The sequence below is a fragment of the Fluviicola chungangensis genome (genome assembly GCF_007558725.1).
GTDB lineage: Bacteria > Bacteroidota > Bacteroidia > Flavobacteriales_D > Crocinitomicaceae > Fluviicola > Fluviicola chungangensis.
The window spans coordinates 309,581-332,466 of the sequence record NZ_VLPL01000002.1; the positions used below are offsets into that span (position 1 = coordinate 309,581).

General features: G+C 41.9%; 18 protein-coding genes and 1 tRNA gene. 12 read left to right on the forward strand and 7 right to left on the reverse strand.

All coding sequences use genetic code 11. The annotated features are described in order from the left end of the window. Window positions 1-297: 297 nt before the first annotated feature. The 9 genes from FO442_RS04980 to FO442_RS05020 are packed head-to-tail and all read left to right on the forward strand — an operon-like array spanning window position 298 to window position 11,139. A complete protein-coding gene (locus FO442_RS04980) occupies window positions 298-1,344 on the forward strand; it encodes a squalene synthase (RefSeq protein WP_186279907.1) in 1,047 nt (348 codons plus the stop codon). Further along, window positions 1,341-2,657 (forward strand): FAD-dependent monooxygenase, encoded by a 1,317-nt coding sequence (locus FO442_RS04985; RefSeq protein WP_144332055.1) that lies wholly within the window; start codon window positions 1,341-1,343, stop codon window positions 2,655-2,657. The genes FO442_RS04980 and FO442_RS04985 overlap by 4 nt, the downstream gene beginning before the upstream one ends. After that, window positions 2,657-3,676: a beta/alpha barrel domain-containing protein gene (locus FO442_RS04990; RefSeq protein WP_144332056.1), complete on the forward strand. Its 1,020-nt coding sequence runs from the start codon at window positions 2,657-2,659 to the stop codon at window positions 3,674-3,676. Before FO442_RS04985 ends, FO442_RS04990 begins: the two co-directional genes overlap by 1 nt. Then, a complete protein-coding gene (locus tag FO442_RS04995; protein WP_246073817.1) occupies window positions 3,676-4,986 on the forward strand; it encodes a hydroxymethylglutaryl-CoA reductase, degradative in 1,311 nt (436 codons plus the stop codon). Before FO442_RS04990 ends, FO442_RS04995 begins: the two co-directional genes overlap by 1 nt. Then, the gene (locus tag FO442_RS05000) at window positions 4,987-5,886 is read left to right on the forward strand and encodes a GYDIA family GHMP kinase (RefSeq protein WP_144332058.1); all 900 of its coding nucleotides are present in this window, start codon (window positions 4,987-4,989) and stop codon (window positions 5,884-5,886) included. Then, the gene (gene mvaD, locus FO442_RS05005) at window positions 5,887-6,942 is read left to right on the forward strand and encodes a diphosphomevalonate decarboxylase (RefSeq protein ID WP_144332059.1); all 1,056 of its coding nucleotides are present in this window, start codon (window positions 5,887-5,889) and stop codon (window positions 6,940-6,942) included. 3 nt (window positions 6,943-6,945) lie between these two features. Further along, entirely contained in the window at window positions 6,946-7,887 is a 942-nt protein-coding gene (locus tag FO442_RS05010; protein ID WP_144332060.1) for a GHMP family kinase ATP-binding protein, read from the forward strand. A gap of 3 nt (window positions 7,888-7,890) precedes the next feature. Continuing rightward, a complete protein-coding gene (locus FO442_RS05015) occupies window positions 7,891-8,877 on the forward strand; it encodes a polyprenyl synthetase family protein (protein ID WP_144332061.1) in 987 nt (328 codons plus the stop codon). Window positions 8,878-8,883: 6 nt separating this feature from the next. Continuing rightward, entirely contained in the window at window positions 8,884-11,139 is a 2,256-nt protein-coding gene (locus tag FO442_RS05020; protein WP_144332062.1) for a terpene cyclase/mutase family protein, read from the forward strand. 197 nt (window positions 11,140-11,336) lie between these two features. Here the strand turns inward: FO442_RS05020 and FO442_RS05025 are convergent, their stop codons facing one another. From FO442_RS05025 to FO442_RS05040, 3 genes are all read right to left on the reverse strand, one after another. Further along, window positions 11,337-11,834, reverse strand: coding sequence for a hypothetical protein (locus tag FO442_RS05025; RefSeq protein ID WP_144332063.1), 498 nt, complete (start codon window positions 11,832-11,834; stop codon window positions 11,337-11,339). A 184-nt stretch (window positions 11,835-12,018) separates the two neighbouring features. Continuing rightward, entirely contained in the window at window positions 12,019-12,873 is an 855-nt protein-coding gene (locus tag FO442_RS05035) for a hypothetical protein (protein ID WP_144332064.1), read from the reverse strand. Window positions 12,874-13,452: 579 nt separating this feature from the next. Beyond that, window positions 13,453-13,526: transfer RNA gene (locus FO442_RS05040), tRNA-Arg, on the reverse strand. A gap of 112 nt (window positions 13,527-13,638) precedes the next feature. Between FO442_RS05040 and porZ the strand changes: the two genes are divergently transcribed. Both porZ and recO read left to right on the forward strand, forming a co-directional pair. Then, window positions 13,639-15,954 carry a type IX secretion system anionic LPS delivery protein PorZ gene (gene porZ, locus FO442_RS05045; RefSeq protein ID WP_186279909.1) on the forward strand — a complete coding sequence of 772 codons (2,316 nt, stop codon included), beginning with the start codon at window positions 13,639-13,641 and terminating at the stop codon, window positions 15,952-15,954. Beyond that, on the forward strand, window positions 15,951-16,658 hold the full coding sequence (gene recO, locus FO442_RS05050) for a DNA repair protein RecO (RefSeq protein ID WP_144332066.1): 708 nt from the start codon (window positions 15,951-15,953) through the stop codon (window positions 16,656-16,658). The genes porZ and recO overlap by 4 nt, the downstream gene beginning before the upstream one ends. A 74-nt stretch (window positions 16,659-16,732) precedes the next feature. On the opposite strand, the gene FO442_RS05055 is transcribed toward recO, so the two are convergent. Further along, on the reverse strand, window positions 16,733-18,373 hold the full coding sequence (locus FO442_RS05055; protein WP_144332067.1) for an ABC-F family ATP-binding cassette domain-containing protein: 1,641 nt from the start codon (window positions 18,371-18,373) through the stop codon (window positions 16,733-16,735). Between the two features lie 115 nt (window positions 18,374-18,488). Continuing rightward, a complete protein-coding gene (locus tag FO442_RS05060) occupies window positions 18,489-18,770 on the reverse strand; it encodes a hypothetical protein (protein ID WP_144332068.1) in 282 nt (93 codons plus the stop codon). Window positions 18,771-18,911: 141 nt separating this feature from the next. Between FO442_RS05060 and FO442_RS05065 the strand changes: the two genes are divergently transcribed. After that, a complete protein-coding gene (locus FO442_RS05065; protein WP_144332069.1) occupies window positions 18,912-19,544 on the forward strand; it encodes a hypothetical protein in 633 nt (210 codons plus the stop codon). 88 nt (window positions 19,545-19,632) lie between these two features. Here the strand turns inward: FO442_RS05065 and FO442_RS05070 are convergent, their stop codons facing one another. Together FO442_RS05070 and FO442_RS05075 are read right to left on the reverse strand one after the other, a co-directional pair. Then, a complete protein-coding gene (locus FO442_RS05070) occupies window positions 19,633-21,651 on the reverse strand; it encodes an FG-GAP-like repeat-containing protein (protein WP_144332070.1) in 2,019 nt (672 codons plus the stop codon). A 30-nt stretch (window positions 21,652-21,681) separates the two neighbouring features. Then, window positions 21,682-22,806, reverse strand: a complete 1,125-nt coding sequence (locus FO442_RS05075) for a hypothetical protein (protein WP_144332071.1) — start codon at window positions 22,804-22,806, stop codon at window positions 21,682-21,684. Window positions 22,807-22,886 lie beyond the last annotated feature (80 nt).

Sequence of the window (22,886 nt, forward strand, 5' to 3'; positions counted from 1 at the left end):
GGACCGGTAATCAAAACATATTGGAGAAAACACCGTCGTCAGCCAATGTGACACTTTCCACCTAAAACCAATGCCCTTCTTCGAACAAAAAGTTCAAAATTAAACACTTTATATGCAGAACTACTCTAAAAAAACGAAAGTGTGAGGGATATGATCTATTAAATTAGTTTTTAAAGTTAAAATTAGGATACATCTATAAAAATGTGCGTACTTTTGTGGCTTAAAAGCCGGAAAATAATGATTAGAAGGGTAGCATATTATTCCTTTCATGTATCTGAGTTAGTTTATCTTATACAGATGAAGAAAGAATTTAAACAATTCAAACCTTCGGAGTATCGCTTGAAAGATTTATCTCAATCCACAGACGACTTAAGTTATTGCTATGAGGCGCTTAAGAAAGTTTCGCGTTCTTTTGCGGTTGTAATTCAGCAATTGCCGGAAGAACTGAAAAATCCGGTTTGTTTGTTTTACCTTATTTTAAGAGGACTTGATACCATTGAAGATGATATGAACATCGACAACGCTGTCAAGAAGGAAATGCTCCTTAGCTTTGCTGACCGCATAAATGAAGAAGAATTTAATCTTGAAAATGTCGGAGATACCCAGGATTACCGGGATCTGATGCTTCATTTCGATAAAGTCATCCGCGAATACCAAAAACTTGGACCGCAATACAAAGATGTGATTACCGAGATCACCCGCGAAATGGCAATCGGGATGAACAAGTATGCGCATGAAACCGTTGAAAGTTACGAAGATTGGGACGATTACTGTTATTACGTTGCCGGATTGGTGGGAATCGGTTTGAGCAGGTTGTTTTTGGCCTCTGAATTAGAGACCAGCGTGAAGCTCTCCGATAAAAATCTCAGTAACGAAATGGGATTGTTTCTTCAAAAGACAAATATCATTCGTGATTTTGCAGAGGATCTGGAACAGGGACGTATTTTCTGGCCGGAGGAATCCTGGAAAAATAAAGCAAGAACATTAGAAGAATTGCAGGCAGATGAAAAAAGCGGGCTTGCCGCATTGAATGAGGTTGTACTCAATGCATTCGAACATGTGCCTGCCTGTCTTGAATTCCTGGAGTGCTTAACCAATCAGCAAGTTTTTCGTTTTTGTGCCATCCCGCAACTGATGGCTGTTGCAACATTGAAAGAACTGTATAATAATCCGCTGGTCCTGCATCAGAATGTGAAGATCAGAAAAGGAAAAACGGCTAAATACTTTATTGCCATCCAGGATTATAACAGTACAAAGAAAGAATTTATCTCTGTTTTGGAGAGTTTAGAGAAAATAGATCGTACAGGTAAAATCAAGTCAATATTAGCCAAAATTAAGAAATGAGCACAGGTGAATTTGATATTATAGTAATTGGTGCCGGAGTTGCAGGAGGAGTGTTTGCTGCCTCTCAACCCGCAGGCACACGTATCCTGGTCGTGGAGCGAGATCTTTCTGAACCGGACAGGATTATTGGAGAATTAATGCAGCCCAGAGGAATTCAGGCGTTGAATGAGCTGGAACTCGGTCACTTACTGGAAGGGATTGATGCACAGGAAGTCAATGGTTATAACCTCATTAAAGGGAACGAACGTTTCATCATCAAATACGACGAAGTTCAAAAAGGAATCAAGGGAGTTGGTTTGAGAAACGGAAAATTCCTGACGAATATCCGGAAAGAACTTGAAAAAAGAGAGAACATCACCGTTGTTCAGGGGAACGTTACTCAAATCCTGCAGGAAAATAACGCCATCGTGGGTGTAAGTTATACGCAGGAAGACGGAACAAATGTGTCGCAATATGCAAAACTGACGATCGTTTGTGACGGGCCCATGTCCTTACTGCGTGACAAGTTGAGCAAGGTAAACAAAAAAGTTACTTCCTATTTCATGGGATTGGTCCTGAAAGACCTGGAATTGGAGTTCCCGTCTTACGGTCATATGATTGTTACCGGTGATTTTCCGATCCTGGTTTACCCGATCCATACCAATGCCTATCGGATCTTAATTGATTATCCGGGTGGAAAAGCTCCTAAAATGGGGAAAGAGTCTATCGAACGATTGAAAGAAAGTGTCGTAAAAGTACTGCCTCAAGAGATGATCGGTTCATTTTTAAAGGCAATGGATGAGGATGAGCTAAAAGTTATGCCGAACCATTCCATGAAGAACCAGGCATTTCGAATGAAAGGTGCAGTTCTTTTGGGCGATTCATTAAATATGAGACATCCGTTAACGGGTGGTGGAATGACAGCAACCTTTTCAGACATCCTTTGTCTGAACGGTGAATTGGCTGGAATTGATTTCCGGGATGAAACCAAATTGGAATCTGCCGTTAATGAGTATTATAAGAACAGAGGGAAAGATGTTGAAACAATCAACATTTTGGCAAACGCTTTGTATGAGGTGTTTACAGATGGTGAATTAAAAGAAGCATGTTTTGAATATTTACAGAAGGGCGGAGAACAGGCTACAGGCCCGCTTTCCATTCTTTCGGGGATAAACAGGGACAAGCAATTTTTGCTGAAACACTTTTTTAAAGTGGCGATGCAGCATCCGGTCCGTTTTATTACGAAACCGGCAAAACAAATACGTTTATATAAAAATGCAACCAGAATTATTCGTCCGATTTTAAAGGATGAAGGAGTTTCGGCAATGATATAATGGAGAAAATAGAACACGAATCGCTTGAAGCAGCAGACTTAAGAAAACAGAATCATCTGGATTTGGCTTTTGCTTCGCAAAGTGCTTTATCGGATGGTCGTTTTTATTACGAGCCCATGTTGGAGGGGCATCCCGAACAGTCAGACCTGTCTATTCAGCTGGGAAAGAAAACCATGCGGTACCCGGTTTGGATTTCAAGTATGACGGGCGGTACATCCGCTGCGGGACCAATCAACAAAATGTTGGCAAAAACGGCCGGTAAATACGGTTTTGGTATGGGGCTGGGCTCTTGCCGGATTATTTTGGAAGACAATACGTATTTCGATGACTTTAACCTGCGCCCGATCCTGGGGGATGCGTCTCCGCTATACGCCAATGTGGGAATTGCTCAAATTGAACGGTTAATTGACAAAGGTCAGGCTTCCAAATTAAAATCATTGGTAGAAAAGCTTGATGCGGATGGGTTGATCGTGCACGTGAATCCCCTGCAGGAATGGCTTCAGCCGGAAGGTGATTTGATTCAACGCTCTCCGCTTGTTACCATCAAGCAGTTGCTGAATGAAATCGACACAAACATCATTGTGAAGGAAGTCGGTCAGGGATTTGGTCCTGAAAGCATGAAAGAATTATTGAAATTGCCGATTTTGGCAATCGACTTTGCTGCAAACGGCGGAACAAACTTCTCCAAATTGGAATTGCTCCGTAACGAACCGTTGAAAGCTCATTATGAAGACGTGATTGCGTTGGGACATTCTGCTTATGAAATGGTCGATTTTTTAAATCAGTCAATCCAAGAACTGGGGTCTGAACGTAAATGTAATCAGGTAATTATAAGTGGCGGAATAAAAAACTTTTTGGATGGTTATTATTTAACCTCCAAGGCAACTATCCCCGCGATTTATGGTCAGGCAGCGCCGTTTTTAAAGCACGCAAATGAATCACAGGAAGCCTTGGATACCTTTGCTGAAATACAAATAAAAGGTTTACTAATGGCTCAAAAATTTCTAAAAATAAGATAATGGAATTAATAGAAGGGTTCTCGAAAAAGAACAAGCAGGAGAAGTTGGAGGCGATCACTAAATTTTGTAAGTCTCCGGAAGAAACAATGGAGCTTTTTAAAAGTTTTGATCACCCGAATGCTGCTGTTCAGGAAGTGATTAATGAGTTTAGTGAAAACACGATTTCAAATTTCCACTTACCTTACAGTATTGCTCCGAACTTTTTGATCAATGGAAAGACGTTTGCTGTTCCGATGGTAATTGAAGAAAGTTCGGTGGTTGCAGCTGCTTCAAAAAGTGCCAAGTTCTGGTATTCTTTGGGAGGGTTCCACACGGAAATCGTGGATACGGAAAAAGTGGGCCAGGTCCATTTCTTGTGGCACGATGATGTGGAAAAACTCATCAGCCGTTTTGATGAACTAAAACAGCTTTTCATCCAGGGTTCGGAAGATATCACCGTGAATATGCGTAATCGTGGAGGCGGGATCAAGGATATTGTTCTCAAAGACCTTTCCGACAGAGAACCGGGATTGATGCAGTTGTTTGTTACTTTTGAAACGATCGATTCCATGGGCGCAAACTTCGTGAACTCCTGCCTGGAAAGATTCGCGGAAATTTTCAGAAACTGGCACCAAAATCAGGCAGACCTGAAAAAAGACGGCCTGGAGATCATCATGTCCATCCTTTCGAACCTCACACCCAATTGCGTGGTGAAATGCTGGGTGGAAACAGATGTCAAAAACCTGGATGGAATTGTACCGGGTGTTTCGGGGAAAGAGTTTGCAAAAAAATTCCATACGGCCGTGAGAATTGCACAAGTGGATCCTTATCGTGCAACGACACACAACAAAGGGATTTACAACGGTGTTGATGCAGTAGTGTTGGCAACCGGAAATGACTTTAGAGCAGTTGAAGCCTGCGGTCATGCATATGCGAGTATCAGTGGACGGTATACTTCTTTAACGAACTGTACGATTGACAACGATATCTTCCGTTTTGAGCTCACGTTGCCTATTGCAATGGGAGTAGTTGGCGGATTAACCAACTTACATCCGCTGGTGAAGTTATCGCATCAGATATTGGATTTCCCGAATGCAAGAGAATTGATGGGAATAGCCGCCGCCGCCGGATTGGCAAATAATTTTGGAGCGGTTAAGTCTTTGACAACCACCGGGATTCAGCAGGGACATATGAAAATGCACTTGTTCAATATCATGAACCAATTGGAAGTGAAAAAAGAAGACCGCGATAAAATAGTTGCTTACTTCAAAGACAAAAATGTCTCTGTATCTGCAGTTCGTACGTATGTTGAATCTCTTCAATTAGTTTGATTGACAGTCACGGAAAATAAAATATGTACCTATGAGGCATCAGGAAAACTGATGCTTTTTGGTGAATACCTGGTCCTGAACGGATCGGACTGCCTGGCTTTTCCCTTAAAGTTCGGCCAGACACTTTCTGTAACGAAATCTGGCGCGCTCACCTGGGAAAGCTATTCCAAGCATGGAAGGTGGTTTTTTGTTTCCATGGACAGCGATTTCACGATTCTGGATACCAATAACGAGGAAGCAGCGGAAATTTTGAGAAAGTTGTTCGTTGTGATCCGGGCAGAAAAACCCGATCTGGATTTCCGTCAGCAATTCAGGGCAGAGGCAAATTTTGAATTAAATTGGGGACTTGGTTCCAGTTCAACCCTCATCAGCTTATTGAGCCAATGGTCGGGTGTGGAAAGCAGGAAACTGCTTGATGTATCTTTCGGTGGTTCGGGTTACGATGTTGCTTGCGCAACGGCTGCAGGTCCGATCATCTATGCCAGTGGAAAAGTTAAAAAGGAAGTGAGCCTCCCCGAATCAATAACTGATAAGCTGTTGTTTGTCTATTTGGGAAATAAACAAAACTCGCGCGAAGAAATCAAACGGTTCAAAGACCGGAAAGTGGATCAGTACCACATCGACACCATGAATGGGTTGATCTCAAATGCATTACAAACGAATGATATAGCGGTTTTTGAGAAGCAATTGGACCTTTCCGAAGAATTGATTTCACCAATTATAGGGACTACTAAATTAAAAGAGCGTTTATTTGCAGATTATCCGCATAGTATTAAATCACTGGGAGCCTGGGGAGGAGATTTCTTTATGGCAACTTACAGGGATCTGAGAACGGCAAAAAGCTATTTCGAAGCAAAAGGATATGATGTATTATTTACCTATCAGGAATTCATAAAATAAATGGAAACAGACAAGGAATTGATGAATAAAGTAAAAGTAACGTGGCGTTGCCCGTCTAATATTGCAATTGTTAAATACTGGGGGAAAAAGGGAAATCAAATCCCTTGTAATTCTTCATTAAGTTTGACTTTGTCAAATTCATTTACGGAAGTTGAAGCAGAATTATCCGAAAAAACAACGGATGAAGTGGTCCAGTTGGCCTACTACTTTGAAGGAAAAATAAATGAACAATTCGGTCAGCGTGTTGCTAAATTTTTGGTGGATAACCGGGAATTTTTCCCCTTTATAGCTGAAAAAGCAATTACCATTCATTCCTCTAACAGCTTTCCTCATTCAGCCGGGATTGCTTCTTCTGCATCTGCATTCGGTGCAATTTCGCTGGCGCTTTTAGACATAACTTATAGTCTGGAGGGGAAAGAGAAAAATGCAACTTTCTACGAAGAAGCCAGCAACCTGGCCCGATTGGGAAGCGGAAGCGCATCACGCAGCATGTTCCCGGGATTTGCTTTGTGGGGAGAAAACCAACAGATCCGAAATTCTTCGAATCAGCATGCAATTGCCATCAAAGAAGTGCATCCGGTATTTCAGAATATGAAAGATGCCATCCTGATCATCGAAGATGAACCCAAGAAAGTATCCAGCTCTGTGGGACACTCACTGATGAACAATCATCCGTATGCGGAAAACCGCTTCAAACAGGCAAACGAACGCACCGCTGAATTGGTTGAGATCCTGAAAACCGGAAACATGGAAGCATTTATCCAGCTCTGTGAATCGGAAGCATTGACTTTACATGCGATGATGATGACCTCTATGGATTATTATTTATTGGTAAAGCCGGGGACAATTACAGCCATTGAAAAATTGATGGAATTCCGCAAAGAAAGTAAGGTTCCTGTTTGTTTCACTTTGGATGCAGGTCCGAATGTGCACGTTCTTTATCCGAAAGCCTATGAAGCGGAGGTAGAAGAATTTATTGGTAACGGTCTGCGTGACACGTATAAAAAAGTCATTTTCGATGAAGAAGGAGTTGGCCCTACAAAAATGAATAGTTAACAGATGGAAAGAGTTAATTCAAAAATTCTGGTGTTTGGAGAATACAGTGTGTTGCACAACGGTATGGCCCTGACAATTCCATTCAGTAAGTTTTCCGGAAAATTGTGTTACCCGAAAAATGGAGAAGAAAGTGCTATTGCGGTATTATCCAACAAAGGGATCCGGGAATTCTTCAAGCATATTTTAGAAAATCACACGGATGAAACATTCAAATTGAATGTGAACGAGCTGTCACAGGAACTGGACAAGGGATTGTTCTTTAGAAGTGATATTCCACAGGGATTTGGTTTGGGAAGTTCCGGTGCACTGGTAGCTGCAATATTCTTGCGCTACCTGGAAAAAGCCGGCGATTTCAAAGACGAATTGAAACATTTAACGATGGATCGCATTCAAAGCTTAAAAAGCTGCCTGGGTACTTTGGAAGGACACTTCCATGGAAAAAGTTCGGGAATTGATCCGCTCAGCATTATTATCAATGAACCATTGTTGCTCAAAGCCAACAAAGAAATTGTAAAAGTGGATATTCCCGTTTACGATGAAGCCGGAAAACACGTCCTGTTCTTGTTGAATACCGGAATGGCCAGAAATTCCGAGAAACTGATCAAACAGTTTAATACGGCATGCAAACAGGAGGACTTTCAGAAAAAACTGGAGACGAAATTAATCGAATATGCAAATGCGGGGATTAATGATTTCCTGAAAGGAGATACCGAAAATTTTTATCGGAACCTGGAGAAATTAGTCCGCTTCCAATTGGATGAAATGCATTACCTGATTCCGGAAAAGTACCAAAGTATTGTGAAACAAGGGTTGGACACGAAGGAATATTATTTAAAAATTTGTGGATCCGGCGGTGGCGGATACATGATCGGGTTTACCCAAAATTGGGAAGAAACCCAGCAATTACTGAAAGAAGAAGAATTAGAAGTTTTCTATAGATTTTAAATTATGACAACAGCAACTACAATAAAACAGGATTTGGAAATCCAGCGCAAAGCAATTATTCAATATTTGGAAACAGATGCATTGGAAGGATTTCCATCCAACTTATCTGATTCCACATACCACATCATGACACTGGAAGGAAAGCGTTTGCGCCCGATTATGGTGTTAATGGCTGCCCAGGGATTTGGAGTAAGTACGGAAGATGCCATGTCTGCCGCAATTGCGATTGAAGTATTCCATAATTTCACATTGGTACACGATGATATTATGGATAAAGCTTTGGTGCGCCGCGGTACCATTACCGTTCACGAGAAATACGGTGTAGACAAGGCCATTGTAACAGGTGATGCCATGTTGCCGCATTCCGTTGGTTTATTGATCAAAGGAAATGAAGAAAAATCGACGGAGTTGTTAAAAAGTTTCCTGAAAATGGCTCAGGAAGTAATGGAAGGACAGCAATACGATATGGAATTCGAAACACAGGAAACAGTCACTGTGGAAGAATACATGAATATGATCCGCCTGAAAACATCCGTTCTGTTCGGCTGTGCTTGTGAGATCGGTGCTATTTTGGGAAATGCTTCAGTTGAAGATCAGCAAAAGCTATACGATTTCGGACTGTATACCGGCTTGGCATTCCAGATTATGGATGACTACCTGGATACGTTCGGTGATGATACATTTGGAAAACGCATCGGAGGGGATATCCTGTTGAATAAAAAGACCTTCTTGTTAATCAATGCGATGCAAAACGCCGACGCAGAACAGCAGGCGCGTATAGCAGCTTTATTCAATGAAAAGGACGAAGAAGCTAAAATCAGCGGGTTCCAGGCAATTTTTAAAGAAATCGGAGTAGCTAAGATCGCTTTGGACAAAATGGAAGAATTGCACGATAAATCGGTCGAAGCAATTATGTCTTCCGGTCTGTCTGAAGACGACAAACGGAAAATGATCGAGTTGGGTGAAATTATGCTCAGCAGAACAACTTGATACCCGATGAATTTCGATCAAAAAGATCCCGCCTATTTTTGGGATACCTGGAAGTTTTCTTCAAAGAACGGACAACAATATTGGCAATTTGAAATTCCGGAGGAACTAAAACCAATCATTCAATCCGACTCTGATTGGGAGAAACCGGAAGGTGTGGCTTTCTTAAAGGCGCTCGATCGGGCATTTCTTTTTGATAAGAAAATCAATCCGAATTCGGCCGACAGGTTGTTGCGCTATGCTCATCGGAAACAAGCCGGAGAACCGAGCATTATCCCGTCAGACGATTCTTTTTCACTCAAGGAAAAAGCGCGAATAGCCCTGCTAAATGGCTTTTCATTTTACGAAACGCTCCAGGAACCCGACGGAAACTGGTCCGGTGACTATGGTGGTCCGCTTTTCCTGATTCCAGGCCTGGTCATCGCATCGTACATTACCGGATCACCGTTTGAAAAACCGATGCAGGTTTTGATGAAGCGCAATATCTGGAATCACCAAAACGAAGACGGCGGCTGGGGCTTACATATCGAAGGGCATTCGACTATGTTCGGAACGGTCATGCAATATGTGACTTTGCGTATTTTGGGAGAAAATCTTTCGAACCCGGACATGAAACGGGCGCAGGATTGGATTTTAAGCCATGGTGGAGCAACGAAAGCTCCTCAATGGGGCAAGTTCTACTTATCCGTTCTGAACGTTTATGAATGGAAGGGAAATGATGCACTTTTACCTGAAATGTGGAAATTCCCGAAATGGGTACCTTTTCATCCCGGGAAATACTGGTGCCATAACCGAATGATCTTCCTGCCGATGTCCTATTGCTTTGGCAAAAAAGTGAAAGCAGAATTGACACCGCTGGTAAAAGAATTAAGAAAAGAACTGTATACAAGCGATTACGACTCCATTAATTGGAAAAAAGCGCGTCGGGAGGCTTGCCAAACCGATATTTATCACCCGGTTAGCAAATGGTATTTGCGCTTGAGTACGATTATCAACGGGTATGAACGGATCCATTCGAAACGCTTTCGAAAAAAAGCACTCAACTATGTGGAAGACTACATTGATTTCGAAGATACCTATACACGATATATCAATATTGGTCCGGTAAACCAGGCCATCAATTCTATTTATGCCTGGCACCATCACGGAAAGGATTCCGAACAGTTTAAAAATCACTTGAAGCGCTGGAAAGATTACCTGTGGATTGCCGAAGACGGAGCTAAAATGGCAGGTTACAACGGATCCCAATTATGGGATACCGCCTTTGCAGGCCAGGCTTTGATAGAAGCAGACATGGAAAACCATTTTCCCGTAATGGCGGAGAAAATTTACCGCTACATCGACAGTTCACAAATTGAGCGGAATGCGAAAGAATATGATAAGTTCTGGGGAGATGTAACACTCGGTTGCTGGCCTTTTTCAACCATTGATCATGGCTGGGCAATTACGGACTGTACTTCGGAAGGAATGAAAACTGCTATTTTGTACAATCGCAAAGAACACATTCAAAAGCAGCATCACATAGACCTGGAACGGTTAAAACCCGCTGTGGACTGGTTACTGTCCATGCAAAACAAAGACGGTGGCTGGGCTTCTTATGAAAAACAAAGAGCTCCGAAATGGATTGAAGTATTGAATCCGGCGCTCTTATTCGAGAACATCATGACAGAAGCAACCTATACGGAATGCTCTTCTGCCAGCATACAGGGCTTGAATGAATTCACAAAACACCACGATTACCGCAAAGAAGACATCCAAAGAGCGCTTGATCGCGGCGGAAGATTTTTGAAATCCAAACAGGATCCGGATGGTTCCTGGTATGGCTGTTGGGCAGTATGTTACACCTATGGAACCTGGTTCGGAATGGAAGGATTGCTGACAGCCGGATACAAAGGCTACGAAGACGGAACACCGGCACCGGAAATCCAAAAAGCCTGTGAGTTCCTGTTGAGTAAGCAACGTGCGGATGGCAGCTGGGGAGAATCTTTCGAATCCTGCGTGCAGCATCGGTACGTGGAACACGAAGACGGGCAGATTGTCAATACGGCGTGGGCGCTTTTGGCGTTAATGAAAGCAAAACATCCGGACAGGACGGCTATTGAAAAAGGAATTGCCTTTATTCTTTCACGCCAGGAAGCGAGTGGAGATTTCCCCCAGGAAGGAGTTTCAGGGATCTTCAACGGGAATTGTGCGATCACTTATACGGCATATCGAAATGTGTTTCCATTGTGGGCAATAGGACGGTACTATCGCTGGTATTCCTGAAAATTTGAATTCTTTACTCTAATTTCTCTCATTCTCGATTCTCGCTCTGAAAGAAAAAAGTCGAACACCCTTAATCAAGAGTAAGTGATAGCATAATTACAACGTTTTGCAAATAGGCAAAGGCGACTAACAAGTATAGTGAATTTTGTGCTTTTGCTTATTTGGTGTTATAGCCGTTTTTTAATTTAATTATTTATCTATTGAAAATTATCAATTAAATCTGATCTCTCAATTTTTGTTTTATGCAACCGTTTGAGCTCAGCATAAGCAAAATAAAACAAAGCCAACTCTAATACTCTTAAGGCGTAGAAACCAATTTTCAACTTATCAGATTCGTTCAAAAATGTCGGTGCTATTACTATGTCCAAAAGCGATAATAAAAGCGTTATCATCATGAGGATAAAAAGAAATAATAATACTTTTCTCGACAATCTTCCATTGAGTAGCATTATTGTGATAAAAAAGGAAACCACGGTGTTCAAAATTGCGCTTGTAGATCCGAATCCATTAAAGGTTGTATAATAGCCTCCGCCAAAAAATCCTCCTGATTGGTCTGGGTTGGGATATTCACTCATGAAGCTAAATGAATCATCCATCATCCCATCTGTTAAGGTTTCGTATTGAGGTAAAAATAAAGAGCAACATATAAATATGAAAATTGTTATACTAAGAATTTTAATAAAGGATTTTTTCATGAAACATTATTACTTTTTCAATTGACGTTGTCTTAGGGTATTGGCTATAACGTTTTGCCGCTTTGTGAAGGCGGGGATTTTCAGCACTAAACTTCATTGTATGCACAAAGCTTGAATTTATCACTTCACTGTCATAGAAGCACGAACCCCCGCTTTTGCAAAACGGCTGTTAGCTGTAGTGTTTTTATGCAACTCCAAGGCTGTCTTTTAGTTTGTTTAAAATTTTCTCTGACATTTCAACGTCTGTTGTCGAAACGTAAAGATTTGTTCCGTGAATCAGACTGTTCCTAAATGAAATCAGTTCAATTAAATTATTTTTCAAGTCGGTGTCAATTTTTTCCTCTTTGAAAAGTATATAAACCAATTTGGTTTTTGCAATTCTTTTTCTTTTCACACTTTCGTAGTCGTTCAAGTCTGAATATAAAAAACTTGAACCATACTTATCCAAAATGTATTCTATTTGATTGTAATGTTTCAGGAACTCTTCTAGGCTTCCGCTTTCATTGGTTTTGTCTTGAGCAGTTAAGTCTCTAAGTTTGTTACTTGCTATTTCAAGACTGTTTGGATTAAGGATTGTGATTACAAATTTTACAACTACAATCAACTCGGTCAAAATAGTTGCAACTGATATGTTAATCAAATAGGCCAACAGATTTCCGTTTGAATGTGTCTCGTCTGCAATTACTAGAAAGCAAAGAACAATTGACAATAATGTTGTTAAACTAATTCCGATTATGGAACCAAAATATTCTGTCTTTAAGAGTAAAATTATTTCTTCAAGTGACTCATCTTTGTCTGCTTTTCTGTCAAGTTCGTTTCTAAGGAAAATGTATCCAGTGATAATAAGTCCATATATGGCAGCTATGACCTGCGAAGCTGAAGAAAATAGATATAAAATTTGATTTTCATTAAGGTGAAAAACAGGTTTGATTTTATAAACAAAAACGCTAAAAACACAAATTACCAACCAAATAATAAAGTTTGGAAGGGAACTTCGCTTAATAATCAGTTTTCTATACTCTTTTAGTTTGTCTATCATTTTTGTTCGTTGTCTTGTACAACATTACAGCTAACTTATTTATACGCGCAACTTCAACTACTTACAACCAATTAAAATCGGATTTTACACTAAATTTCAGAAATTTTCGCGAATAGTCTTCGTTACGTTATGGCTCAATACTACACAATAATTCCGAAAATCAACTCGCTGTTGAAAAATTCCAAGCAAGAAAGAAATCAAGCCTGAAAGCCAATAGGATTCGAACGATTTTAATTCGATCGGAAAATACACTAAAAAGGTTTTCAGCAGATTTTTGTTTCACCACCCTCCTTGATCCTCCTCACAACTTTCGCACTGACGCTTGTCGTTGTTCGTCTTCACATACTGCGTATGCTCTTCTCAAGGGAGGAGACAGAATCTCAGCTTCGAACACGGATCCCACACTCAGCCCTCACACTCACACTGAAAGAAGAGCAAGCACGGCTTGTGAAGACTGAGGCTCTGTCTCACAAGACAGAAAAGCCGAAGGATAGCTCTGAAAAACAGAGCGAGTGTGAGAGTGAGTATTGAGGGAAAAAGAAAAAGCATCTTACTACCGTAAAATGCTTTTTCTTTTTGTGACCCCGGAGGGATTCTAACCCCCAACCCTCAGAGCCGAAATCTGATGCGCTATACAGTTGCGCCACGGAGCCATTTTGATTGAGTTCTTCAATCTAACCCCAAAATTAGTTCCTTTTTTGACTTCTCTTGCGATTTTTTCCAATAATTTTGAAGAGTATGCGTTTATACAACAAAACAAATTTCATGCGAGGTCTTCTTTTAGCGGGTTTAATGGGGTTATCTACTGCTGCATTTTCACAACTTGGAACGGGTCAGTGGCGTATGCATGTGGCTGCTTCACAGGCAGTTGATGTGGCTTTTGGCGATGGCCTTGCAATGGCAGCTTTAAAGACCGGAGTCATTGAATACGACGAAGCGGCGGGCGAAACAAAAATTTACAATGATCAGAATGGACTCTCGGATATCCTGATATCCTGTATCTCCTACGACGCGGGAACCAAGTCTTTTTTCATCGGATACGATAACGGGAACATTGACCAGCTTTATTCAGATGGAAGTATTGTAAATATTCCCGCTGTGAAATTGGCTTCTATTCCCGGGAACAAACGAATCAATAGTTTTACATCCAAAAATGGAAAAATGTTTGCCGCAACCGGGTTTGCAATTATTGTGCTGGACCCGGCAAAACATGAAGTTAAAGATACCTACAATCCTTTCAGTGTTCCGAAAAACTACCAGTCTGTTGTTTTTCTAGACGATTCGATCTATGCACTGCACAATGATGGAATGGTGAAAGCATTTGCAAATAATCCCTTGCTGGGAAATCCGAATAACTGGTCTGTGGATACGCGGGTTGACGTGCCTGCACTGGATGTATCTTATCAAAAAGCCGGCGTTTGCAACAACAACTTGTATGTTTGGGCGAAGAAAGAAACATACGGGGCTGATTCGATCATGAAAGTTACATCAGGCGGATTGCAGGAGGTTATCGGCCATCAGTTTAATATGGAAATCGTGAATTTTCAAGTCGTCAATAATAAACTGGGAGTGAGTTTTTCAGATTCCTATTTGCTGTTTAATGAGGACAGTTCCATTTATTTTGGGATTCCCAGTTATTCCAATCCGGCACCGGAAATGCGCGCAGTAGCTTACGACGGAACCAATTATTGGGTCGCTGATCATAAGAACGGATTAGTCAAATACGATACCTTCGGAACATCCAAAATTATTTCCACGGAAGGACCACCGAAGAATGACTTTTTCAGTATCAACGGGCATGATGGCAAGATTGTCGTAACTGCCGGAACGATTGATCGGGTCTCACTGAGTTTTAGTCTTCCTGGAGCGTATACGATGAAGGATGAAGATTGGACCTTATACGATAAATCCACACAATCTTTGTGGTCGAGTGGAGTTTGGGATATCGGTACGGCAGCAATCAACCCGAAAAACCCGGAAGAAGTAGCACTCGGAGGATATTGCCTGAACGGACTGAGTATTGTCAATGGTTCGGAAATCACCCAGTTATACGGAGCTTCCAATTCCATTTTGGAAAATACGGCGCTTGGAAACAACATGACATGCATCACTGGTTTGGATTATGATGATGACGGGAATTTATGGATCGTGAATGCCTATTCTTCAAAAATATTGAAAGTTCGCACAGCAGATGGCAATTGGTATGCCATGTCCAATAATCCGTTAATCTCAAACGCATATGCTTCCGAACTGGCGATCGATTATAACGGCAATAAATGGGTTGGTGTTTATGGAAAGGGATTAATGGGTTATAAGGATAACAATACCATTTCAAACACGTCGGATGACATTATCAGGGTCATGCAGACCGGCAGCGGTTCCGGAAATATGCCTTCAGATAATGTAACGGCTTTGGCTGTGGATTTTGATAATGAGATCTGGATCGGAACTGATAACGGATTGGCAGTTTTGTACAACAGTGACGGAATTTTTTCAACTGCCGGAACAACCGATGTTTCCCGGATTTTAGTAACCTACGACGGGAATGTGGAAATGCTTCTGGGAAATTCGTATATCTCGGATATTGAAGTGGATGGAGGCAACAGAAAGTGGATCGGTACTGCTGAATCGGGAGTTTTCCTGGTGTCTGCTGACGGACAGGAGGTGATTTCAAACTTTAATAAGGATAATTCACCCATGATTTCCAATGCGGTGCTGGACATGGAATTCAATCACCAGACAGGGGAATTGTTCATCATTACGGATAACGGGATGGTATCTTACCGTTCGGATGCAACGTACGAAGATCCCGATTATGCTTCAACAACGGTTTTCCCGAATCCGGTGAAGCCTGATTTTTCCGGTCCGATTACGATCCAGGGAATCAAATATGGAAGTGAGGTGAAAATCACGGATGCTGCGGGGAATCTCGTTTATAAAACCACTTCCAATGGCGGGACTGCAACCTGGAACGGGAAAAGAATAACAGGAGAAGAGGTTAGTTCGGGAGTTTATTTTATCTGGACAGCTCCAACCGAAGGAAAAGGGAAGAAAGTCGGAAAGGTAGTTGTTATCCGATGAAACTAACGGATAAAGCCATTGTTTTATCGCGTTTGCCTTATTCTGAAACCAGTTTAATTGTCACTCTGTTTACACTCGAATCAGGACTTCAAACTTTTCTTTTCCAGGGAGCCAAAAAGAAAAAGGGATTGATTTTATTTCCCCTGGAATTGGCAGAGATTATCTATTACAAGCGAAACGACAGCAGTTTATTGAAATTGACCGAGATGCAGAGTTTGGAACCTTTGCACCATTTGCTGGATAATCCGCTGAAATCGAGCATTGCTTTTTTTGTCTCGGAATTAATGATGATTTGCTTGCGGGACAACCACCAGGACAAGAAACTATTCCAATTTTTGAGTGAAGAAATCCATTGGCTGAATGCCAGTGGGGAGTTGAGCAATTACCTGGTTTGGTTTTTGGCCCAGGTTGCTAAATTGGAAGGGTTCCAGCCGGAAGTGCAAACCAATAATCCGAAGTATTTTGAGTTGCAGGAAGGGAAATTCACGAACACATTACCTTTTTTGCCTTCGTATCTCGAAGAGCCATGGCTTCATTGGCTGACAGATAGTTTGAAATACAATAAACTGGATTTCCTTGCGCTTTCAATTCCGAAAGAAGAGCGGATAAAGTTATTGGATGCCTGGTTGGAGTATTACCAGTTCCATGTAAGCGGCATGCGAAAAATGAAGTCTTTGGAGGTGATCCGGACCGTTTTTAGTTAATTGGCAATTGAAAATGCAAATTGGTAAGGGAGAAAGCCTGGGGTGATAGAAACAAGTGGTAACGCCGTTCCTTTTCAATTCAATTTGCGTTCAATCTCCTTCAGATTTTCCATTTTCTTGGCTGCAAGAAACCCGTTGATATCATCAAAATGCGTTCTTACTTGCTTATTCCCGAACTCGTAAACCTTTGTAACAAGTCCGTCCAGGAAATCACGGTCATGGGAAACCAGGATGAGTGTGCCGTCAAAAGCGTTCAATGCATCCTTGATAATATCCTTCGTTTTCATGTCCAGGTGGTTTGTCGGCTCATCGAGAATCAACAAATTAACAGGCTCAAGTAATAATTTGATGAGTGCCAGGCGTGTTTTTTCTCCTCCTGAGAGGACTTTTACCTTTTTGGTAGAAGAATCCCCGCCGAACATAAATGCACCCAGCAGGTCCTTGATTTTGGTGCGGATTTCCCCTTCAGCGATGCGATCGATGGTTTCAAAGATGGTTAATTCTTCGTCCAATAAGGAAGCCTGGTTTTGTGCAAAGTACCCGATTTGGACATTGTGACCCAGTTCGAGGTTTCCTTCGAACCCGATTTCTTTCATGATCGCCTTAACCAGGGTAGATTTTCCTTCTCCGTTCCTGCCTACAAAAGCAACTTTTTCTCCGCGTTCGATCGTCACGTTGACATCGTTGAAAACCACATGGTCATCATACTGCTTCTTCAGGTCCGTGATCACGACCGGGTAAGATCCGGAACGTGGAGCCGGGGGGAATTTTAAGCGCAAAGCAGAATTATCCACTTCGTCTACTTCAATGATGTCCAGCTTTTCAAGCATTTTAACCCGGGACTGCACTTGCAGTGTTTTGGAATAAGTTCCCTTGAAGCGCTCAATAAATTCGGTAGTTTCGGCAATGAACTTTTGCTGTTCCTCGTACTGCTTTTGCTGCTGCATTCTACGCTCCTTGCGCAATTCCAGGTAATGGGAGTACTTGGCTTTATAATCATAAATTCGGCCCATGGTAACTTCAATCGTGCGATTGGTAATGGCATCTACAAAGGCGCGGTCGTGGGAAATGACTACAACAGCTTTCGCACTGTTCACCAGGAAATCTTCAAGCCACTGGATGGATTCAATGTCCATGTGATTGGTGGGCTCATCCAATAAAATCAAATCGGGTTTCTGAAGCAGGATTTTAGCGAGTTCGATGCGCATTCTCCATCCACCGCTGAATTCAGAAGTAGGCCGCGAAAAATCTTCCCGCTCGAATCCCATTCCTTTCAACACCTTTTCTACTTCTCCGTCGTAATTGATCTCTTCAATGGAATAAAACTTTTCGCTTAGTTCAGAAACACGTTCGATCAGCTTCATGTAGTCATCCGAATCATAATCTGTTCGAACAGTCAATTCCTGGTTCAAAGCTTCAATTTCATCGCGCATGGCAAAAATTCCCGCGAAAGCCTTACTCGTTTCTTCAAAAACAGTACAGTTGTCTTCCGTCAGTAAGTGTTGCGGGAGATAAGCGATGACAGCATCTTTAGGCGCGGAAACTCCTCCCTTGGTTGCTTTATTCACTCCGGCAAGGATTTTCAACAAAGTGGATTTTCCGGCACCGTTCTTACCCATCAGCGCGATTTTATCCGTGTCATTAATGACAAAAGAAATATCACTGAACAAAACTTTTCCGCTGAATTCTACCGTTACACTGTCTACTGAAATCATATTTTTCCGATTTGGGAGGTGCAAAGGTACTGACAACTTTGGAATTCAGGGAATTTGAATGCACAAAAAAAGGTTACTTAAAAAAAGTAACCTTTCGTTGTTTAATAGTAGGTTATTATACCATAAATATAACCACAGTATCAACTAACACAGTGACAATGAATGCATTCATAATCCATCTCATTGGAGCTACTGCTAAAAGTAAACTAAGGGTTGTCATTGTTGGAATAACTACCGCGATCAGTGACCACATATGGAGTGCGGCGCCATAATTCATAGTAACACCACCTAAACATCCTATAATTAATAGGGTGATCGCGATAACTCCAAATCGATATTCAGTTGCCAGCTTCTCGAGTTTCGTCCAAGTGCTTTGCTTTATTTGTTGCGTTTCCATAACCTGTTCATTTTTGTGTTTCAAAGATCGAAAGAGATAAAATGAATGACTATGAGCCAAATCACAAAAAAACTTGATTTATCTCATCTTTTGATCCGACTTGATTATATTTGATTTAACAATAAGAGTAAAAATTAGGTTATGAAGAAGGTTAGATTTATGTTATTGTTGGCAACCGTTGGGTTGTTTGCAAGTAATTCCCGGGCTCAGGGTTTTGGGGGAAGTGGAAGTAAGTATTTGCAGTTAGGGTTGGGCTATAATCAGCATTATTCGCTTTACTCCGATTACGATCGGTCCTACAACACGTCTTATGGTGCATTTAATCTCCAAATGGAGTTCGGGATCCACAAGTACATTGGATTGGGATTTATTGTAGGGGCAGAAGTTTCTGCAAGAACTGCCGGTTATTATTACGGAGGGGTATACGCACCTGGTTATATTAAACCGTCCAATTCTCCCTATTGGAGTGTTGGTGTTCCGATCGGGTTCATCGCGAATTTTCACTTTTTGCAATTGATTGCGGATAAAGCAGGAAAGGACTTTGCCAACAAAATCGACGTATACGGTGGTTTGAACATTGGTAGCGGACCGGTTTTCAGAAATGTTCGTAAGAATTACGATAATGATCCGTATTATACATCGGAAGTAGGAGCCCTATTCTTTATCGGGCCGCATGCCGGTTTCCGTTATTTTCCAAGTGATAAGGTAGGACTGTATGCGGAAGCGGGTTATGGAAAATCTTTGATTACCGGTGGGGTAATCTTTAAAATGTAGTGAATTGAATTTGGCATAGAAAAGGCGGGATGTTTCATCCCGCCTTTTTTGTTGTTTTTATAGGGAGTGAAAACTCCCCTTGCCTTGATTACATCTTGATAAATGATTCGGAATATTTTTCTCCTTTCTTCGTATGAATCACTAAGAAATACCGGCCGCTTACCAATTCTTTCAAAGAGATTTTAGCATCTTTCTTTTCAGTGTTCATAACCTGTTCACCCGCTTGAGAGTAAATCTGAATGCTGGCAGCATCCAGCAGATCAAAGTTTTCAATGGTTAAATAATCTGTTGCCGGGTTCGGATACAAGGCAATTTTCTTCCCGTCGATTTCCAGTAAGCTCAATGGATGTGAACCTTCCACCACCGTAATCGGTTGATTGATGGTCGGATTATTGACCTGGTCGATATGTCCTGAAGGCCATTTGATGATCATAGAATCGATAACGGTTGCCGTTCCGATGCCGAAATGTGCATTCAGGGTATTCATGTATCTGAATCCGTCTCCACTTCGGATATCGCGGATTTGTTTCCCCCAGGAACCATAAATTTCTACACGTGCTCCGATCGCATTGTAATTACTTTGAATTCCCTGCAGGTTAATCGTGATCCAGTTGTTATTGTTTTTGTCACTCATGTAGATCGTATTCCCGTTTCTGATATCCAGGAAACCGTCGTTATTCATGTCACCTACCGAACCGCTTGTAAATGCATAGGTAATCGGATAGAAGGTCATGTCTCCATTTCCGAACATGATCTTATTTCCCCCACCCATTACGTCGGTGAAACCATCGTTATCGAAATCAAAAGAAACGTGCTCGATACTTAGGCTTGGATTTACATCCCAACCCGAACCAACTGTAACATCCGTGAAGGTCCCGTCTCCGTTGTTTCTCATTAAGGAATGTCCGCCGTCATCTGTTGAACTCGCACCAACCAGGGCGTCCATCCATCCGTCGTTATCGTAGTCATTCCATGCTGATGACCATGATTGACTTGGGTTTGCCATTCCCGCCGCAACGGAAACATCTGTAAATGTACCGCCACCGTCATTTCGGTGCAATTCGTCAATTTTAGCGGTTGAAGCTCCACCGCGGCATTTCGCGATATACAGATCCTGGTCTCCGTCGTTATCATAATCCATCCAGATCGAACCGTAGTTTCCTCCTTCCGGATGATCACCCAACCCGCCGGTATGGAACGTTAAATTCCCGCTTCCGTCATTCAGATAGTATACGTTCGGGTCGATATCGTGACAGGAAAATGCATCCAGGTTCCCATCATTGTTAATGTCCACAAAGTTGGTTCGCTGACAGAATACATATTCCGGACCGGAAATTTCCGTATAAGCCGTTCCGGTTGCGTTTGCTTTCATAAATGTCACACCGGAACCACTTCCGTATAGCATGTCGTTAAATCCGTTCTTATCGATATCTCCGATCGCCATACTCCAGGACGGCTGAAACATGGTGGTCGATGTCGGGATGTTGGCTGTGATATACGCTCCGCTGATTTGCTGATATAAAATTTGTACGCTGGAAGCGGAGACGGTCACAATGTCATCCAGAAAATCCCCGTTCATATCTGTACAAGCTAACCCGTAGCTGCCGCTAATGGACGGGAAGGTATTTGCGGTAAATGTAATCGGAGGCGTTGGCTGAACGACAATCGGGCTTTCGGTTAATTTGAAGCTAAACCCGCTTGAAGACCAACGATTGTCGAATGCAATGGTATATGTTGTTCCGTTTGTCACGTTGAAGGTAGCCATGGATGTTAATCCGCTTCCACCATCATCGTCCCCGGCAACACACACCAAAGATCCGCACGTACCCGAATAAACATGGAATCGGGTATCCACTCCTGCTGTTGCAGGCAAATCTGTGGTCAATGTTACAGTGTAATCAGCATTCGGAGTATAAGTGTACCACTCTGCGGCGGTTTGTCCGGTTCCGTTGGTGGCGCAGATTACTGTCGGAACATCGGTTCCGTCAACTGCCGTAACTGCATAGGTTGTTCCGGGTGTAATGGACAATGCAGTGGCACAGGTGTTTTGAGCCTGGGAAAGTACGGGTATTCCCAGCAAAAGGAAAAAGGTAAAATTAATTTTCATAATTCTTGGTTTTAGTTCATAAATAGGGTGTCAGTTGCAGGTTTGTTTCCAGGTAATCCATTCTTCTAGAAGCTGCAATCCTTCATCGTGAACGATAGTTCTGCCGAGTAAAGGCATGCGTTCGCTTGGCAGGGTAGAACCTAGGCGATAGTACATCATCGACCGGTTCTTATCATTTGGTTTAATGATATATGCCAAAGAGGAATTAATAAACTCTTCGGGCTCCACACACAAACCTAAATTGATCGGATCGGAAGTTTCAGAAAAAGCCAGTCGCATCGGACGGTAGGAGCAATGCTTTCCTTCACTGTGACAATGAGCACAGTTGATGTCTACGTAAGACCTGAAACGTTGGTCGACCGTTTTTGTCTGGTCCATATAGTTCACGGTAGATACAATGTTTCCCGGAAGCGAGTTTTGCAAATATCCGACAGCAATTAGTTTTTGCAATTGATTTTGCGTGCCATCTGAATAAGCATAATCAATATTCAGGTTCTGCGGTTTAATTCCAATCGGAATAGGTTCGTCATTTAACTTGTGACACGTATGACATTCTGTTTGATTGGGAATGCGGTAAGCTGTACTTTTTTGCACGCCATTCTGAAGCCAGCTGATATTGGTATAACTTCCGTTCATATCCAGGTAAGCTTCGGTTTGTTCGGTATTCCAAACATAGTCGGCAAAGATCCAGCCGGAAGATTTACGGATCATAATGCGCGTTTCGATAATGCGTGTATTTCCTGCAGGCTGAACATCATCGTAATAAAAAGTCTTGATCAATGCGGCTCCAACCGGAAGTTCCAATACATTGTGGTCGCCGTTGTATGTCGCCATCGTTCCGTTTGGCATCCAAATGAATCGTTTTTTGTGTGCGTAATCCGTAAAAAGTGCCGAAGCGGGTTCGTAAGGAATCACCTTTTCAGCCGGAATCTGATTTTTCATTTCACCCTGGAAAAACCGGTAATCGGAGAGCTTGGTATAGGGAACAGTCGTTAAATCAACGGAAACACCGGTTGGTTCTTCAACAGGGGGATCAATCGGTTCTGCTTTTGGTTTCTTTTTACATGCAGGAATGACAAAAAGCATCAATGCAAATGCGGTAGCGGCAAAAGCTGAGATAATCAGTCGGTTCAAATCAGTTCTTTTTCGGTTCATAAATAGTACAGTAGCTTTTACTATTCGGTAAATTGGGAACAAGATAGTATTTATTTTGAATAGTCCTTCATTCCCCTTAA